The organism is Polaribacter sp. HL-MS24 (assembly GCF_032758595.1).
GTDB lineage: Bacteria > Bacteroidota > Bacteroidia > Flavobacteriales > Flavobacteriaceae > Polaribacter.
Genome location: NZ_CP136415.1, coordinates 589,754 through 605,936, shown reverse-complemented (window position 1 = coordinate 605,936; position 16,183 = coordinate 589,754). Strand labels below are relative to the sequence as shown.

Genomic DNA, 16,183 nt, shown 5'->3' with positions numbered 1-16,183 from the left:
GTAAACTATAATAGCCTCTATTTTTTAAACGGTATTCAACTCGATGTATTTCCTGTTGTAAACTTGTCGAGTCTTGATGCGTTTTTTGATAGTTTATGTTGTTAATGATTGAATTGTTTTTTTGGGAAGAAGTTTCGATTTTTAATTCCAGTTTTTGGGAATGAATTTCGTTCAACAAAAACAAAAAACAAAAGGCAAGGAAATAATAAGGAGTGCTGTTTTTCAAAATTAGGTATAAAAAGTGATTCAAAAGTAAATTAAAATGAGAGAATATGATTTGGAAATGGATCATTTTAAAAAAATAACTCCCTGATATTTGTATAAATAGAAATTAGTCGTACATTTGCGCACTCTTAGAAAATAAGAGAAAAGTTTAATATAAACGAAAACAGGAATTATTTAGTATGCCAACTATTCAACAATTAGTTCGTAAAGGAAGAACCAAAATAACTAAGAAGAGTAAATCGGCTGCTTTGTCGTCTTGTCCTCAAAGACGTGGAGTATGTACACGTGTTTATACTACAACACCAAAGAAACCTAATTCAGCGATGCGTAAAGTAGCAAGAGTTAGATTGACAAATGGTAATGAGATAAACGCTTACATCCTAGGAGAAGGACATAACTTACAAGAGCACTCGATAGTATTAGTTAGAGGTGGAAGGGTAAAGGATTTGCTAAGGAGTTAAGTATCACGTAGTACGTGGTGCATTAGATACAGCGGGAGTTGAGGGTAGAACCCAAAGACGATCAAAGTATGGAGCAAAACGCCCAAAGAAGTAATTATTAATTAACTTTTTTAATGTAAAGACATGAGGAAAAGAAGAGCGAAAAAAAGAGTCCTTTTACCGGATCCAAAGTTTAATGATCAATTAGCAACACGTTTTGTGAACAACTTAATGTGGGCAGGTAAAAAGTCTGTAGCGTTCAAAGTATTTTATGATGCACTAGACATCGTAGAACAGAAAAAAGGAGAAGATGAAGAAAGATCATCTTTAGAAGTGTGGAAAGAAGGTTTGTCGCATGTTATGCCTCACGTTGAAGTAAGATCTCGTCGTGTTGGTGGAGCAACATTCCAAATTCCAATGCAAATTAGACCAGATCGTAAAGTATCTATGGCTATCAAATGGATGATTCTTTATGCTAGAAAGCGTAATGAAAAAACAATGGCTCAGAGATTGGCTGCTGAAATCTTAGCTGCCGCTAAAGAAGAAGGTGCTGCTGTTAAAAAGCGTACTGATACTCACAAAATGGCAGAAGCAAACAAAGCATTCTCTCACTTTAGATTTTAATAGAAATGGCTAGAGATTTAAAATACACAAGAAATATTGGAATTGCAGCTCATATTGATGCAGGTAAAACTACAACAACAGAGCGTGTATTGTACTACACTGGAGTTTCTCACAAGATTGGTGAAGTTCACGATGGTGCTGCTACAATGGATTGGATGGAGCAAGAGCAAGAAAGAGGAATTACAATTACTTCTGCTGCTACAACTTGTACCTTAGCAATTTCCAAAAGAAAATGCACAAGTTCTTCCTGAAACAAAAGACTACCACTTTAACATTATTGACACACCGGGTCACGTAGATTTTACTGTAGAGGTAAACAGATCATTACGTGTTCTTGATGGGTTGGTGTTTTTGTTTTCTGCGGTTGATGGTGTAGAGCCACAATCAGAAACAAACTGGAGACTTGCGGACAATTACAAAGTGCCAAGAATTGGTTTTGTCAATAAAATGGATCGTCAAGGATCTGATTTTATGATGGTTTGTAATCAAGTAAAAGAAATGTTAGGTTCTAATGCAGTGCCAATTGTTTTAAACATTGGTGATGAAGAGAACTTTAAAGGTATTGTAGATCTAGTTAAGAATAGAGCTATTGTATGGCATGAAGAAGGAATGGGTTCAACATTTGATGTTGTTGATATTCCTGAAAACCTGAAAGAAGAAGCAAAAATGCTTCGTGGCAAACTGATTGAAGAAGTTGCTGCATATGATGAAAATTTGTTAGAAAAATACATGGAGGATGAAGACTCTATAACAGAAGATGAGGTGCACGCTGCATTGAGAGCTGCTGTTATGGATATGTCTATCATTCCAATGATCTGTGGATCTGCGTTCAAAAACAAAGGGGTTCAGTTTCTTTTAGATGCTGTATGTCGTTACTTACCTTCTCCAATGGACAAGGAAGGAATTGTTGGAACCAATCCAGATACTGGTGAAGAAGAACTTCGTAAGCCAAGTGTTGAAGAGCCTTTTGCTGCTTTAGCTTTTAAAATTGCAACCGATCCTTTCGTAGGACGTTTGGCATTTTTTAGAGCCTATTCTGGTCGTTTAGATGCGGGATCTTATGTCTTGAACAATCGTTCAGGAAAAAAGGAACGTATTTCACGAATTTACCAGATGCACGCAAACAAGCAAAATGCAATTGATTTTATCGAAGCTGGAGATATTGGTGCCGCTGTTGGATTTAAATCTATCAAAACAGGAGATACGTTATCTGCTGAAAAGCACCCGATAGTTTTAGAATCTATGGACTTTCCAGATCCAGTAATCGGGATTGCAGTTGAACCGAAGACAAAAGCAGATGTAGATAGACTAGGTATTGGTCTTGGTAAGTTAGCCGAGGAAGATCCTACTTTTACAGTACGTACGGACGAAGCTTCAGGACAGACAATCATTTCCGGAATGGGTGAATTGCACTTGGATGTAATTGTAGACCGTTTAAAACGTGAGTTTAAAGTTGAAGTAAATCAAGGGCAACCACAAGTAGAATATAAAGAAGCAATTACAGCCGAAGCAGAACATAGAGAAGTTTATAAGAAACAATCTGGTGGACGTGGTAAATTTGCAGATATTGTATTTACAATTGGACCTGCAGATGAAGGTGTTCATGGTTTGCAATTTGAATCAGTGATTAAAGGTGGTAACGTTCCTAGAGAATTTGTACCTTCTGTAGAGAAAGGATTTAGAGAAGCAATGAAGAATGGTCCTCTAGCAGGATATGAAATGGATTCAATGAAAGTTACTTTAAGAGACGGTTCTTTCCACGCAGTGGATTCGGATGCTTTGTCTTTTGAATTGGCAGCAAAAATGGGCTATAAGGCTTCTGCAAAATCTGCAAAAGCGAAGATCATGGAGCCATTGATGAAATTAGAGGTTCTCACTCCTGAAGAAAACATGGGAGATATTGTAGGAGATTTAAATAGAAGAAGAGGTCAAGTAAACGATATGAGTGATCGTGCTGGATCTAAAGTTGTAAAAGCATTGGTTCCCTTATCTGAAATGTTTGGATATGTGACTGCTTTAAGAACAATGTCTTCTGGTAGAGCAACCTCTACTATGGAATTCTCTCACTACACAGAAACTCCTTCAAATGTATCTGAAGAAGTTATTGCAAAATCTAAAGGTTAATCTACAAAAAGAATTAAGATGAGTCAAAAAATTAGAATTAAATTAAAGTCTTATGATTATAACTTAGTAGATAAATCTGCTGAAAAAATCGTAAAGACGGTAAAAAGTACTGGTGCTGTAGTAAACGGACCAATACCTTTGCCAACACATAAAAAGATTTTTACTGTATTGCGTTCACCACACGTAAACAAAAAATCAAGAGAGCAATTTCAATTATCTGCTTACAAAAGATTGTTAGACATTTATAGTTCTTCATCGAAGACTATTGATGCCCTAATGAAATTAGAGTTGCCGAGTGGAGTTGAAGTTGAGATCAAAGTATAAGTATCAAAAAGTTTAGAGATGTTTCTTTTATAGAAGCATCTCTAATTTACATGTCCTAAGCGTTTCGCAAGGGAAAAACGGTAAAAACATCTTCAGCGTTGAAATGTTTTTACGCTGTTTTTTTTTGATGAAATTTCATAGGACGAAAAGGAAACAATAGTTTCAAACAAATAAGTACTAATATAGACGCGCTGGATAAAAAATCTAACGTCTTAAATTTTAATTAAATGTCTGGGTTAATAGGTAGAAAAATTGGAATGACCAGCTTATTCGACGAAAACGGGAAGAACATTCCTTGTACAGTAATCGAAGCAGGTCCTTGCGTTGTCACCCAAGTCAGAACCGAAGAGGTAGACGGATACAATGCGTTACAACTTGGTTTCGATGACAAAAAAGCAAAAAGCTCTAATAAAGCTTTAGATGGCCACTTTAAAAAAGCGGGTTCAAGTGCTAAAAGAAAAGTCATTGAATTTCAAGGATTTGAAGATCAGTATCAATTAGGAGATTCGATTTCAGTATCACTTTTTGAAGAAGGTGAATTTGTTGATGTATCGGGTACTTCAAAAGGAAAAGGTTTCCAAGGGGTTGTAAAACGTCATGGATTTGGTGGAGTTGGTCAAGCAACACACGGACAACACAACCGTTTAAGAGCGCCAGGATCAATTGGTGCAGCATCTTATCCTGCAAGAGTATTCAAAGGAATGCGCATGGCAGGTAGAATGGGAGGAGATACAGTTAAAGTACAAAATCTAAAAGTATTAAAAGTAGTTGCTGAAAAGAACTTACTTGTTGTTAAAGGAGCAGTTCCTGGACACAAAAATGCTTACGTAACTATTCAGAAATAATGAAAGTAGCAGTTTTAGATATTACAGGAAAAGATACCGGTAGAAAAGTTGAACTTTCTAGCGATGTATTCGAAATAGAGCCAAATAATCACGCGATCTACTTAGATGTAAAGCAGCATTTGGCCAACAAAAGACAAGGAACTCACAAATCGAAAGAGAGAGCTGAGATTTCTGGAAGTACAAGAAAAATTAAAAAACAAAAAGGAACTGGTACTGCAAGAGCAGGTTCTATCAAGTCTGGTGTTTTTAGAGGTGGAGGACGCATGTTCGGACCAAGACCAAGAGATTACTCTTTCAAACTTAACAAAAATTTAAAGCGTTTGGCTCGTAAATCGGCATTAAGTACACAAGCAAAAGAAAATAATTTAGTTGTAGTTGAAGACTTCGAGTTTGATACACCAAAAACTAAGAATTTTGTTAATGTATTGAAAGCTTTAGGGTTAGAAAACAAAAAGTCTTTGTTTGTGTTGTCTGGGTCAAATAATAATGTATATTTGTCATCACGAAATTTAGAGAGAACAAAGGTTGTAAGTGGTTCAGATTTAAGCACTTACGGCATTTTAAATGCAGGAAAAGTTGTATTTATGGAAAGTTCTTTAGAAACAATTGAGTCAAATTTTAGCAAATAATAGATATGAGTATTCTAATAAAACCTATTATTACGGAAAAAGCAACTAAAGATAGCGAGGTATTCAATCGTTATACATTTGTTGTAGATAAAAAAGCTAATAAAATAGAAATTAAAGGTGCGGTAGAAGCTGCATACGGAGTTACTATTTCAAGCGTGAAAACTTTAAACTATCCTATTCAAAGAAATACGAAATTTACTAAAAAAGGTTTAGTAACTGGTATTAAGAGCGGATACAAAAAAGCCATCGTGCAATTAGCAGAGGGAGAAAGTATTGATTTTTATAACAATCTTTAAGAAAAGACAAACATGTCAGTTAGAAAATTAAAACCAATAACACTAAGGTCAGCGTTTTAGAGTTGTAAATGGGTTCGACGCCATAACAACTGATAAGCCGGAGAAAAGTTTACTTGCTCCGAAAAAAAGATCTGGAGGTCGAAACAATCAGGGAAGAATGACAACTCGTAATATAGGAGGTGGTCATAAACAAAAATATCGAATTATCGATTTTAAAAGAGATAAATTCAATATCCCTGCAACAGTAAAAACAATAGAGTACGATCCAAATCGTACGGCATTTATTGCCCTATTAAGTTATGCTGATGGAGAAAAACGTTATGTAATTGCACAAAACGGTTTACAAGTAGGTCAAACAATCATATCAGGAACTAAGGTTGCTCCAGAAGTTGGAAATACCATGTTACTAAGTGAGATTCCTTTAGGAACTACAATTTCTTGTATAGAATTACACCTAGGACAAGGTGCTGTTATGGCACGTTCAGCGGGATCTTTTGCTCAATTAATGGCAAGAGATGGTAAGTATGCGACTGTAAAGTTACCTTCTGGTGAAACCCGACTTGTTTTATTAACTTGTAATGCTACTATTGGAGTTGTTTCAAATTCTGATCATCAATTAATTGTATCTGGTAAAGCAGGTAGAAGAAGATGGTTGGGTAGAAGACCAAGAGTTAACGCTGTAAGAATGAACCCTGTCGATCACCCAATGGGAGGTGGAGAAGGACGCGCTTCTGGTGGACATCCAAGATCGAGAAATGGAATCCCTGCTAAAGGATTCAAGACAAGATCTAAGAAAAAAGCAAGTAACAAATACATTATAGAACGTAGAAAGAAATAAGTTATGGCAAGATCATTAAAAAAAGGACCTTTCGTTCACTATAAATTAGAGAAAAAAGTTTTAGCTAACGTTGAAGCAGGAAGTAAAACAGTTATCAAAACTTGGTCTAGAGCAAGTATGATAACTCCTGATTTCGTAGGGCAAACAATCGCAGTTCATAACGGACGTCAGTTCGTACCTGTGTTTGTAACAGAAAACATGGTAGGTCATAAGTTAGGCGAATTTTCACCAACACGTTCTTTTAGAGGACATGCAGGTGCAAAAAATAAAGGTAAAAAATAGTAGGCTATGGGAGTTCGTAAAAAAAATATGGCAGATCAGTTAAAAGAAGCTCGAAAGCACAAAGCTTTCGCTAAGCTTACTAACTGCCCTACATCACCAAGAAAAATGCGTTTAGTAGCAGATCAAGTAAGAGGTGTTGAAGTTGAAAAAGCTTTACAAATCTTAAAATTCAGCCCGAAAGAAGCATCGATCAATTTAGAAAAATTGTTATTGTCTGCAATTGCAAACTGGCAAGCTAAAAATGAAGATGCAAGTATCGAAGAAGCAGGATTGTTTGTGAAATCTATTTGTGTAGATAGCGCAGGAATGTTAAAAAGGTTAAGACCCGCTCCACAAGGGCGTGCACATAGAATTCGTAAGCGTTCTAATCACGTTACTTTAGAGTTAGGTAGTAAAAATAAAAGCAATTAATCAAAGTAGAAATGGGACAAAAAACTAATCCAATAGGAAATCGTTTAGGAATCATCAGAGGTTGGGAATCTAACTGGTACGGTGGAAATGACTACGGAGATAAAATTGCTGAAGATGACAAAATAAGAAAGTATGTAAATGCTCGATTATTTAAGGCAAGTGTATCAAGAGTAATTATTGAGCGAACTTTAAAACTTGTAACCGTTACTATCACCACTGCACGTCCAGGTATCATTATTGGTAAAGGAGGTCAAGAGGTAGACAAGTTAAAAGAAGAACTTAAGAAAATTACAGGGAAAGAAGTTCAAATTAATATTTTTGAGATCAAACGTCCAGAATTAGATGCGAAGTTAGTAGCAGCTAGTGTTGCACGTCAAATTGAAAATAGAATTTCATACAAGAGAGCTATTAAAATGGCAATCCAAGCAACAATGCGAATGAATGCTGAAGGAATTAAAATTCAGATTTCAGGACGTTTAAATGGTGCGGAGATGGCACGTTCAGAACATTTTAAAGAAGGTAGAATTCCTCTTTCTACTTTTAGAGCAGACATTGATTATGCACTTGTAGAAGCTCATACTACATACGGAAGATTAGGTATTAAAGTATGGATTATGAAAGGTGAGGTATATGGAAAGAGAGAATTATCTCCTTTAGTTGGATTGTCTAAGAAACAATCTGGATCTAAAGGCCCAGGTGATCGATCTAAACGTCCACAACCTCGTAAAAGAAAATAATTTTTAAAATTAGAAATTAAAAATGTTACAGCCAAAAAGAGTAAAATACCGTAAGGTACAGAAGGCGAAAGGAAATATGAATGGTATTTCTGGTAGAGGAAACCAACTTTCTAATGGAATGTTTGGAATCAAATCAGTAGATCAAAACTTATTAACCTCACGTCAAATAGAAGCGGCTCGTATTGCGGCAACTCGTCACATGAAAAGAGAAGGTCAATTATGGATCAAAATCTTTCCAGACAAGCCTATTACAAAGAAACCTTTAGAGGTTCGTATGGGTAAAGGAAAGGGAGCTCCAGACCATTTCGTTGCAGTGATAAAGCCAGGTAGAATTTTGTTTGAAGTTGGTGGTGTACCACTGAACGTAGCCAAAGAAGCATTGCGTTTAGCAGCACAAAAACTTCCAGTAAGAACAAAGTTTGTGATCGCACGAGATTTTGATATTAACGCTTAATTCTAAATAATATGAAACAATCAGAAATAAAAGAATTGGCAACAGCAGATCTTAACGATAAGCTTGGAGCGATTCAAAAGAATTATAGCGATCTTAAGATGGCTCATGCCATAACACCAATGGAAAACCCATTACAGTTAAGAGGCCTAAGAAGAACTGTCGCAAGAATTGCAACAGAATTAACAAAAAGAGAATTACAATAATTCTATAGTCAGTTTTAAAGATGGAAAAAAGAAATCTTAGAAAAGAGAGAATTGGTGTTGTTTCTAGCAGCAAAATGGAGAAATCTATTGTTGTGTCAGAAGTGAAAAGAGTAAAACACCCGATGTACGGAAAGTTCGTATTAAAGACTAAGAAGTACGTTGCACACGACGAAAAGAACGATTGCAACGAAGGAGATACTGTTAGGATTATGGAAACAAAACCTATGAGTAAATCGAAACGTTGGAGATTAGTAGAAATCCTAGAAAGAGCTAAATAATATGTTACAGACAGAATCAAGATTAAAAGTAGCAGATAATACTGGAGCAAAAGAAGTTTTAGTTATTAGAGTCTTAGGAGGAACTAGAAAACGTTACGCAAGCATTGGCGACAAGATTGTGGTAACTATAAAATCGGCAACTCCAAACGGAACTGTAAAGAAAGGTCAAGTATCTAGAGCAGTTGTTGTAAGAACAAAAAAAGAAGTAAGACGTAAAGACGGTTCATACATCAGATTTGATGACAACGCTTGTGTACTTTTAAATCCAACAGAGGAGATGAGAGGAACACGTGTATTTGGTCCTGTTGCCCGTGAACTTCGTGAGAAACAATTCATGAAAATCGTATCATTAGCACCTGAAGTGCTTTAAACAAGAAGACAAGATGAAGAAGTTTAAATTAAAATCAGGAGATACTGTAAGAGTTATTGCAGGTGATCATAAAGGTTCGGAAGGGAAAGTTTTACAAATCTTAAAAGATAAGGATAGAGTTCTTGTAGAGGGTGTTAACTTGGTGTCAAAACATACCAAGCCTAGTGCACAGAATCCACAAGGAGGAATCGTAAAAAAAGAAGCTTCATTACACATTTCTAATGTTCTATTAGTAGAAGATGGTGTTGCTGTAAGAGTTGGCTTTAAGGTTGATGGAGATACAAAAACAAGAATCTCTAAAAAAACTAAAAAATAATAATCATGAGTTACGTACCAAGATTAAAAGCAGAATATAAGAGCAAAATAGTAAATGCTCTTAAAGAAGAATTTAGTTACAGCAATGTAATGCAGGTGCCTAAATTGGAGAAAATTGTTGTGTCTAAAGGTGTAGGTGCTGCAATCGCAGACAAAAAGCTAATAGATTATGCTATTGACGAAGTTACTAGAATTACGGGTCAAAAAGCAATCGCAACCATGTCTAAAAAAGATGTTGCAGCATTCAAATTGCGTAAAGGGATGCCAATTGGTGTCAAAGTTACTTTACGTGGAGACAAAATGTACGAATTTTTAGACAGATTAGTTACTGCATCATTACCTCGTGTAAGAGACTTTAACGGTATCAAAGCAAGCGGTTTTGACGGAAGAGGTAATTACAACTTAGGAATTACAGAACAAATCATTTACCCTGAAATCAATATTGATCAAGTAAAGAAAATCAATGGAATGGATATTACTTTTGTAACATCTGCAAACACTGATAAAGAAGCTAAATCATTATTGACTGAATTAGGTTTACCATTTAAAAAGAATTAAGAGATGGCTAAAGAATCAATGAAAGCGCGTGAGCGTAAAAGAGCAGCAACAGTTGCGAAGTATGCAGAGAAAAGAAAAGCACTGAAAGCTGCTGGAGATTTTGAAGGCTTACAAAAATTACCAAAAAATGCTTCTCCAATAAGAATGCACAACAGATGTAAGCTTACAGGTAGACCAAAAGGGTATATGCGTCAGTTTGGACTTTCACGTGTTACTTTTCGTGAAATGGCCAACCAAGGCTTGATCCTAAGGTGTGCGAAAAGCAAGTTGGTAAGATTAAAGTAATAAACCTCAATATAAAAAATAGAATGTGTATATTTGCACGCTCTATTTTTTTGAGTAAAATGAATTTTAACGGATTATAGGTTCAAGTATCACAGAGCAATCTGTAGCAGCAATAGAGATGTTTGAAAACCGGAATCGCAATTTTTAATAAATATGTATACAGATCCAATCGCGGATTTTCTAACGAGAGTTAGAAATGCAATCGCAGCAGGGCACAGAGTAGTTGAAATTCCAGCTTCAAACTTGAAGAAGGAAATGACTAAAATTTTGTTTCAACAAGGGTATATTTTAAGCTACCAGTTCAATGACGATAAAGTTCAGGGAACCATCAAGATTGCTTTAAAATATAGCAAAGACACAAAAGAGTCAGTAATTAGAAAAATCCAAAGAATCAGTACACCTGGTTTGCGTAAATACGTTGGCTCTACAGAGATGCCAAGAGTATTAAACGGTCTTGGAATTGCTATTGTTTCTACATCGAAAGGTGTAATGACAAACAAAAAAGCAAGACAAGAAAATGTTGGAGGAGAAGTTTTATGTTACGTTTACTAAACCTAAAGAAATGAGTAGAATAGGAAAAAATCCCGTTAGCATTCCACAAGGTGTAAATGTAAACATAGCAGACAATATTGTAACCGTAAAAGGGAAGTTAGGAGAATTAACTCAAAGCATCTCTGAAGGGATTACAATTGAAATAGAAAATGATCTTATCGTTCTAGATAGAGCATCAGAGTCTAAAAATCATAAAGCACAACATGGCTTAATGAGAGCATTGATCAATAACATGATTGAAGGCGTAAGTAAAGGTTGGACCAAAGAATTACAATTAGTTGGTGTAGGTTACAGAGCTTCAAATCAAGGTCAAAAATTAGACTTAGCATTAGGTTTTTCACACAATATCATTTTAGAATTGGCTCCAGAAGTTCAATTAGAAACGATATCAGAAAAAGGAAAAGACCCAATTATTAAATTAACTTCTTTTGATAAGCAATTAGTAGGTCAGATCGCTGCAAAGATTCGTTCTTTCAGAGCACCAGAGCCTTACAAAGGAAAAGGAGTTAGATTTGTAGGAGAAATATTAAGAAGAAAAGCAGGTAAATCTGCATAATTATATATATTATGGCATTATCAAAGCTTGAAAGAAGAACTAGAATTAAGCATAGAATCAGAAAAATTATTTCTGGAACCGCAACTAAACCAAGATTATCTGTGTATAGAAGCAACAAAGAAATTTATGCTCAATTAGTAGACGATGTAAACGGAGTAACAATAGCTGGCGTTTCATCAAGAGATAAAGACATTAAAGCAACGTCTAAAACTGATGCAGCAAATGCAGTAGGGAAAGCGATTGCAGAACTGGCAACGAAAGCAGGAATAGATACTGTAGCTTTTGACAGAAACGGATATTTATATCACGGTAGAGTTAAAGTACTAGCAGACGCTGCAAGAGAAGCGGGTTTAAAATTTTAAGATATTATGCAAGGTTATAAAAACGTAGAAAGAGTTAAGCCAAGTGGGTTAGAGCTTGTAGATAAGTTAGTAGGTGTACAACGTGTTACCAAAGTAACAAAGGGGGGTAGAGCATTTGGATTCTCTGCAATCGTTGTTGTTGGTGATGGTAACGGTGTTGTTGGTCACGGATTAGGAAAATCTAAAGATGTAGCTTCTGCTATTGCGAAAGCAATTGAAGATGCTAAGAAAAACTTAATTAGAATTCCTATTTTAGAAGGTACGCTTCCTCATGAGCAAAAAGGTAAGTTTGGTGGTGCGAAAGTATTTATCAAGCCTGCTTCTCCTGGTACAGGAGTTATTGCTGGTGGTGCAGTACGTGCGGTATTAGAATCGGTTGGAGTACATGATGTATTATCAAAATCTCAAGGTTCTTCTAACCCCCACAATGCTGTAAAAGCAACATTCAATGCATTATTGCAATTGCGTAGTGCTTCAGATATTGCAAAGCAAAGAGGAATCTCTTTAGAAACAGTATTTAACGGATAAATCTAAGAACGATGGCAAGAATAAAAGTTACACAAGTAAAAAGTCAAATCGGGCGTCTTCAGAGTCAAAAAAGAACTCTAGAAGCATTAGGTTTACGTAAAATGAACCAGACAGTAGAACACGAGGCAACTCCTTCTATTATTGGTATGGTAAATACAATTAAACACTTAGTTTCTTTCGAAGAAATTAAATAAGACAAATAGACAAATGAGTTTACATAATTTAACACCAGCAGAAGGTTCCATTAAAAAAGGAAAAAGAATTGCAAGAGGTGAAGGATCTGGAAAAGGTGGTACTGCCACTAAAGGTCATAACGGTCAAAAATCTCGTTCTGGATATTCTAGAAAAATTGGATTTGAAGGTGGTCAAATGCCACTTCAAAGACGTGTTCCTAAGTTTGGTTTTACAAACATTAATCGTAAGGAATATCAAGGAATCAACATAGATACGTTACAGGCTCTTGTTGATAGTGGGAAAATTACTGATACAATTAATTTAGACATCCTTATCGCTCTTAGATTAGCCGATAAAAATGACCTCGTTAAGATTTTAGGGAATGGAGAGTTAAAAGCTAAATTAAACATAACAGTACATAAGTTCACTGCATCTGCAAAAGCCGCTATCGAAGCTGCTGGAGGAGAAGCGGTAACTTTATAAGAAAAGTTATTATGAGTTTTACAAAGACATTAAAAGACATTTTCAGTATAGAAGAATTAAAGAATAAGATTCTTCTAACGATCGGTTTAATTGCTGTTTACAGATTTATGGCTGCTGTTCCTTTACCGGGAATAGATCCATTACAGTTAACTGCGTTAAAAGAGAGTGCTGCTGGAGGTGGACTTTTAGGACTATTAAATGCATTCACAGGAGGAGCATTTGCAAGAGCCTCTGTAATGGCCCTTGGAATTATGCCTTACATTTCTGCTTCGATTGTAGTACAGTTAATGGGGATTGCAATTCCGTATTTACAAAAACTTCAAAAAGATGGAGAAAGTGGACGCAAAAAGATTACTCAAATTACAAGATGGTTAACGATTGCGATTACTTTAGTTCAGGCACCAACCTATATTACTGCTATTAAAACCCAATTTGGTTTAGGACCCGAAGCATTTTTAGTAAGTGGTCCTATATTTTGGGTATCCTCAATTGTGATTTTGACTGCAGGAACAATTTTTGCAATGTGGTTAGGTGAGCGTATTACAGACAAAGGAGTTGGTAATGGAATTTCATTATTAATTACAGTCGGTATTATAGCAAACTTCCCAGCTGCATTTTTACAAGAGTTTGTTGCTAAAACAACAAACGCTGGAGCAGGAGGGATCATGATGGTTTTAATAGAAATTATTGTCTGGTTTGTTGTCATTCTTTTGACTGTTCTATTGGTAACTGCTGTTCGTAAGATAGCCGTTCAATATGCAAGAAGAACTGTTGCTGGAAATGTTCAAAATGTTGCAGGTTCAAGAGATTATATTCCTTTGAAACTAAATGCTGCAGGTGTAATGCCAATCATTTTTGCACAAGCAATTATGTTTTTACCAGTTGCATTGGCTCAAAAATATCCATCAATTGCACAGTTACAGGATAACTTTGGATGGCAATACAATGTAATTTTTGCAGTATTGATCATTGTCTTTAGTTACTTCTATACTGCCATTACTGTTCGTACAGACGAGATGGCACAAGGCTTAAAAAGAAGTGGTGGTTTTATTCCTGGTATTCGACCTGGAAAAGATACTGCTGACCGATTAGATAGTGTATTGTCTAGAATTACGTTCCCAGGATCGTTATTCTTAGCCGCTCTATCCATTCTACCAGCTGTTGTAGTTCAATTCGGAGTACAGCAAAGTTGGGCTATGTTTTATGGAGGTACCTCATTAATCATTATGGTTGGTGTTGCGATTGATACATTACAACAAATAAACTCGTACTTATTGAATCGTCACTATGACGGTCTAATGAAGGCAGGAAATACTAACAGAAAATCTTTAAACGATTAGATGGCGAAGCAATCAGCAATTCAACAAGATGGAACCATCACAGAAGCATTGTCAAATGCGATGTTCCGTGTAGAATTAGAAAACGGACACGTTGTTACAGCACACATCTCTGGTAAAATGCGTATGCATTACATCAAATTATTACCAGGAGATAAGGTAAAGTTAGAAATGAGTCCTTATGATTTGACTAAGGCAAGAATTACTTATAGATATTAATAAAATTTTAGACTAATGAAAGTTAGAGCATCAGTAAAAAAGAGAAGTGCCGACTGCAAGATTGTTCGCAGAAAAGGTAGATTATATGTGATTAATAAACAAAATCCTAGATTTAAACAAAGACAAGGGTAATGGCAAGAATAGCAGGTATTGATATTCCAAAGAACAAAAGAGGAGTTATCGCATTAACTTACATCTTTGGTATAGGAAGCAGCAGAGCACAAAATGTTCTAGCAAAGGCAAAAGTTGACGAAAGCATCAAAGTTCAAGATTGGACCGATGATCAAATCGCAGCAATTAGAGAACAAGTTGGATCTTTTACCATCGAGGGTGAATTGCGCTCGGAAGTTCAATTACACATCAAACGTTTGATGGATATTGGATGTCAAAGAGGGATTCGTCATAGACTCGGTCTTCCTTTAAGAGGACAGAGAACGAAGAACAACTCTAGGACTAGAAAAGGTAAGAGAAAAACTGTAGCTAACAAGAAAAAATAAAGTTAGATAAAGTAATCAAGATCTGCTCTTAGTTGTAAAGACTACATGGTAGAAAACTACATTACTAAAACTTAAATAATTATGGCAAAAGCAAGTTCAAAAAAACGTAAAGTAATAGTAGAATCTGTTGGAGAAGCGCACATAACTGCCTCTTTCAACAACATCATTATTTCTTTAACAAACAAAAAAGGAGATGTAATCTCTTGGTCATCTGCAGGAAAGATGGGATTTAGAGGTTCTAAAAAGAATACTCCTTATGCAGCTCAATTGGCAGCAGAAGATTGCTCAGTAGTAGCAAAAGAAGCAGGTTTACGTAAAGTAAAAGTGTATGTTAAAGGACCTAGTAATGGTAGAGAATCTGCGATCAGATCATTGCATAATGCAGGAATTGAAGTAACTGAAATTATTGATGTTACACCAATGCCTCATAATGGATGTCGTCCACCGAAGAGAAGAAGAGTATAATTAAATATTTTTAACTAAGTAGGATTTTTAGATTATCGAAGGAGAAAGCCTTAATTCATAATCCCTGCTTTAATAACAACGAAATGGCAAGATATACAGGACCAAAAACTAAAATTGCTCGTAAATTTGGCGAAGCAATCTTCGGAGATGATAAAAACTTCGAAAAGAGAAATTACCCTCCAGGACAGCATGGAAATGCAAAGAGAAGAGGAAAAAAATCTGAATATGCAATCCAGTTAATGGAGAAGCAAAAAGCTAAATATACCTATGGTATCTTAGAGCGTCAATTCAGTAACTTGTTCAAGCAAGCATCAGCTTCTCAAGGAATTACCGGTGAAATTTTATTACAATTATGTGAATCTCGTTTAGATAACGTAGTGTATAGAATGGGTATTTCTAAGTCTAGAAGTGGAGCACGTCAATTAGTTTCTCACAGACATATTACAGTGAACGGAGATCTAGTTAACATTCCCTCTTATAGCCTAAAAGAAGGAGATGTAGTTGCTGTCAGAGAAAAATCAAAGTCATTAGTAGCAATCGAAGATGCATTGGCTTCTTCTAGTACTGTATACGAATGGTTGACTTGGAATGCAGACAAGAAAGAAGGGACTTTTGTAAAAGTACCGGAAAGATTACAAATTCCAGAAAACCTAAAAGAGCAATTAATAGTAGAATTATATTCTAAATAATAATTTAATCCTATTGAGATTCAGCCAAAGGGTCTATTTGTACTTCTTCATACGTATAGACCGCGCAACTGAATAACAATTAA

Annotated in this window: 26 protein-coding genes and 4 pseudogenes; all 30 read left to right on the top strand. The window is 35.6% G+C overall.

Annotated elements, in window-relative coordinates:
* The first annotated feature begins 404 nt into the window (after positions 1-404).
* The 30 genes and pseudogenes from rpsL (at position 405) to rpsD (ending at position 16,100) form a co-directional block, all read left to right on the top strand.
* Positions 405-780, top strand: a pseudogene (gene rpsL, locus RRF69_RS03010) (30S ribosomal protein S12).
* A gap of 29 nt (positions 781-809) precedes the next feature.
* Complete coding sequence (gene rpsG / locus RRF69_RS03005; RefSeq protein WP_316940497.1) at positions 810-1,289, top strand: 30S ribosomal protein S7; 480 nt, start codon at positions 810-812, stop codon at positions 1,287-1,289.
* A gap of 5 nt (positions 1,290-1,294) precedes the next feature.
* Positions 1,295-3,413, top strand: a pseudogene (fusA, locus tag RRF69_RS03000) (elongation factor G).
* A gap of 18 nt (positions 3,414-3,431) precedes the next feature.
* On the top strand, positions 3,432-3,737 hold the full coding sequence (gene rpsJ, locus RRF69_RS02995; RefSeq protein ID WP_075342599.1) for a 30S ribosomal protein S10: 306 nt from the start codon (positions 3,432-3,434) through the stop codon (positions 3,735-3,737).
* Between the two features lie 227 nt (positions 3,738-3,964).
* Positions 3,965-4,582 (top strand): 50S ribosomal protein L3, encoded by a 618-nt coding sequence (gene rplC, locus RRF69_RS02990; RefSeq protein ID WP_316940496.1) that lies wholly within the window; start codon positions 3,965-3,967, stop codon positions 4,580-4,582.
* Positions 4,582-5,211 carry a 50S ribosomal protein L4 gene (gene rplD, locus RRF69_RS02985; RefSeq protein ID WP_316940495.1) on the top strand — a complete coding sequence of 210 codons (630 nt, stop codon included), beginning with the start codon at positions 4,582-4,584 and terminating at the stop codon, positions 5,209-5,211. The genes rplC and rplD overlap by 1 nt, the downstream gene beginning before the upstream one ends.
* Before the next feature lie 5 nt (positions 5,212-5,216).
* Positions 5,217-5,507, top strand: a complete 291-nt coding sequence (gene rplW / locus RRF69_RS02980; RefSeq protein WP_316940494.1) for a 50S ribosomal protein L23 — start codon at positions 5,217-5,219, stop codon at positions 5,505-5,507.
* A gap of 12 nt (positions 5,508-5,519) precedes the next feature.
* Positions 5,520-6,345 (top strand): annotated as a pseudogene (gene rplB, locus RRF69_RS02975) (50S ribosomal protein L2).
* A gap of 3 nt (positions 6,346-6,348) precedes the next feature.
* Complete coding sequence (rpsS, locus tag RRF69_RS02970) at positions 6,349-6,627, top strand: 30S ribosomal protein S19 (RefSeq protein WP_004568739.1); 279 nt, start codon at positions 6,349-6,351, stop codon at positions 6,625-6,627.
* A gap of 6 nt (positions 6,628-6,633) precedes the next feature.
* Positions 6,634-7,038, top strand: a complete 405-nt coding sequence (gene rplV / locus RRF69_RS02965) for a 50S ribosomal protein L22 (protein WP_316940493.1) — start codon at positions 6,634-6,636, stop codon at positions 7,036-7,038.
* Between the two features lie 11 nt (positions 7,039-7,049).
* Complete coding sequence (gene rpsC / locus RRF69_RS02960; protein WP_316940492.1) at positions 7,050-7,775, top strand: 30S ribosomal protein S3; 726 nt, start codon at positions 7,050-7,052, stop codon at positions 7,773-7,775.
* A 22-nt stretch (positions 7,776-7,797) separates the two neighbouring features.
* The gene (gene rplP, locus RRF69_RS02955) at positions 7,798-8,229 is read left to right on the top strand and encodes a 50S ribosomal protein L16 (RefSeq protein ID WP_316940491.1); all 432 of its coding nucleotides are present in this window, start codon (positions 7,798-7,800) and stop codon (positions 8,227-8,229) included.
* 11 nt (positions 8,230-8,240) lie between these two features.
* Complete coding sequence (gene rpmC, locus RRF69_RS02950; RefSeq protein WP_316940490.1) at positions 8,241-8,432, top strand: 50S ribosomal protein L29; 192 nt, start codon at positions 8,241-8,243, stop codon at positions 8,430-8,432.
* A gap of 20 nt (positions 8,433-8,452) precedes the next feature.
* Positions 8,453-8,710, top strand: coding sequence for a 30S ribosomal protein S17 (gene rpsQ, locus RRF69_RS02945; RefSeq protein WP_316940489.1), 258 nt, complete (start codon positions 8,453-8,455; stop codon positions 8,708-8,710).
* A 1-nt stretch (position 8,711) separates the two neighbouring features.
* Positions 8,712-9,080, top strand: a complete 369-nt coding sequence (gene rplN, locus RRF69_RS02940; protein ID WP_316940488.1) for a 50S ribosomal protein L14 — start codon at positions 8,712-8,714, stop codon at positions 9,078-9,080.
* A gap of 13 nt (positions 9,081-9,093) precedes the next feature.
* Positions 9,094-9,396 (top strand): 50S ribosomal protein L24, encoded by a 303-nt coding sequence (rplX, locus tag RRF69_RS02935; RefSeq protein WP_316940487.1) that lies wholly within the window; start codon positions 9,094-9,096, stop codon positions 9,394-9,396.
* Positions 9,397-9,401: 5 nt separating this feature from the next.
* Complete coding sequence (rplE, locus tag RRF69_RS02930) at positions 9,402-9,953, top strand: 50S ribosomal protein L5 (RefSeq protein WP_316940486.1); 552 nt, start codon at positions 9,402-9,404, stop codon at positions 9,951-9,953.
* A 3-nt stretch (positions 9,954-9,956) separates the two neighbouring features.
* Positions 9,957-10,227: pseudogene (gene rpsN / locus RRF69_RS02925) on the top strand (30S ribosomal protein S14).
* 164 nt (positions 10,228-10,391) lie between these two features.
* A complete protein-coding gene (rpsH, locus tag RRF69_RS02920) occupies positions 10,392-10,790 on the top strand; it encodes a 30S ribosomal protein S8 (RefSeq protein ID WP_316940485.1) in 399 nt (132 codons plus the stop codon).
* 10 nt (positions 10,791-10,800) lie between these two features.
* Entirely contained in the window at positions 10,801-11,346 is a 546-nt protein-coding gene (gene rplF, locus RRF69_RS02915; protein WP_316940484.1) for a 50S ribosomal protein L6, read from the top strand.
* Between the two features lie 11 nt (positions 11,347-11,357).
* Positions 11,358-11,708 (top strand): 50S ribosomal protein L18, encoded by a 351-nt coding sequence (gene rplR, locus RRF69_RS02910; RefSeq protein WP_316940483.1) that lies wholly within the window; start codon positions 11,358-11,360, stop codon positions 11,706-11,708.
* Positions 11,709-11,711: 3 nt separating this feature from the next.
* Positions 11,712-12,236, top strand: coding sequence for a 30S ribosomal protein S5 (gene rpsE / locus RRF69_RS02905; protein WP_316941100.1), 525 nt, complete (start codon positions 11,712-11,714; stop codon positions 12,234-12,236).
* Positions 12,237-12,247: 11 nt separating this feature from the next.
* On the top strand, positions 12,248-12,430 hold the full coding sequence (rpmD, locus tag RRF69_RS02900) for a 50S ribosomal protein L30 (protein WP_316940482.1): 183 nt from the start codon (positions 12,248-12,250) through the stop codon (positions 12,428-12,430).
* Positions 12,431-12,443: 13 nt separating this feature from the next.
* Positions 12,444-12,893 carry a 50S ribosomal protein L15 gene (gene rplO / locus RRF69_RS02895; protein ID WP_316940481.1) on the top strand — a complete coding sequence of 150 codons (450 nt, stop codon included), beginning with the start codon at positions 12,444-12,446 and terminating at the stop codon, positions 12,891-12,893.
* A gap of 11 nt (positions 12,894-12,904) precedes the next feature.
* Positions 12,905-14,233 (top strand): preprotein translocase subunit SecY, encoded by a 1,329-nt coding sequence (gene secY / locus RRF69_RS02890; RefSeq protein WP_316940480.1) that lies wholly within the window; start codon positions 12,905-12,907, stop codon positions 14,231-14,233.
* A complete protein-coding gene (gene infA / locus RRF69_RS02885; protein WP_129365759.1) occupies positions 14,234-14,449 on the top strand; it encodes a translation initiation factor IF-1 in 216 nt (71 codons plus the stop codon). It begins immediately after the preceding gene.
* A gap of 15 nt (positions 14,450-14,464) precedes the next feature.
* Positions 14,465-14,581, top strand: coding sequence for a type B 50S ribosomal protein L36 (ykgO, locus tag RRF69_RS02880; protein WP_004568720.1), 117 nt, complete (start codon positions 14,465-14,467; stop codon positions 14,579-14,581).
* The gene (gene rpsM, locus RRF69_RS02875) at positions 14,581-14,946 is read left to right on the top strand and encodes a 30S ribosomal protein S13 (protein ID WP_316940479.1); all 366 of its coding nucleotides are present in this window, start codon (positions 14,581-14,583) and stop codon (positions 14,944-14,946) included. Before ykgO ends, rpsM begins: the two co-directional genes overlap by 1 nt.
* 81 nt (positions 14,947-15,027) lie before the next feature.
* Complete coding sequence (rpsK, locus tag RRF69_RS02870; RefSeq protein ID WP_316940478.1) at positions 15,028-15,411, top strand: 30S ribosomal protein S11; 384 nt, start codon at positions 15,028-15,030, stop codon at positions 15,409-15,411.
* An 83-nt stretch (positions 15,412-15,494) separates the two neighbouring features.
* Positions 15,495-16,100: a 30S ribosomal protein S4 gene (gene rpsD, locus RRF69_RS02865; RefSeq protein ID WP_316940477.1), complete on the top strand. Its 606-nt coding sequence runs from the start codon at positions 15,495-15,497 to the stop codon at positions 16,098-16,100.
* Positions 16,101-16,183 lie beyond the last annotated feature (83 nt).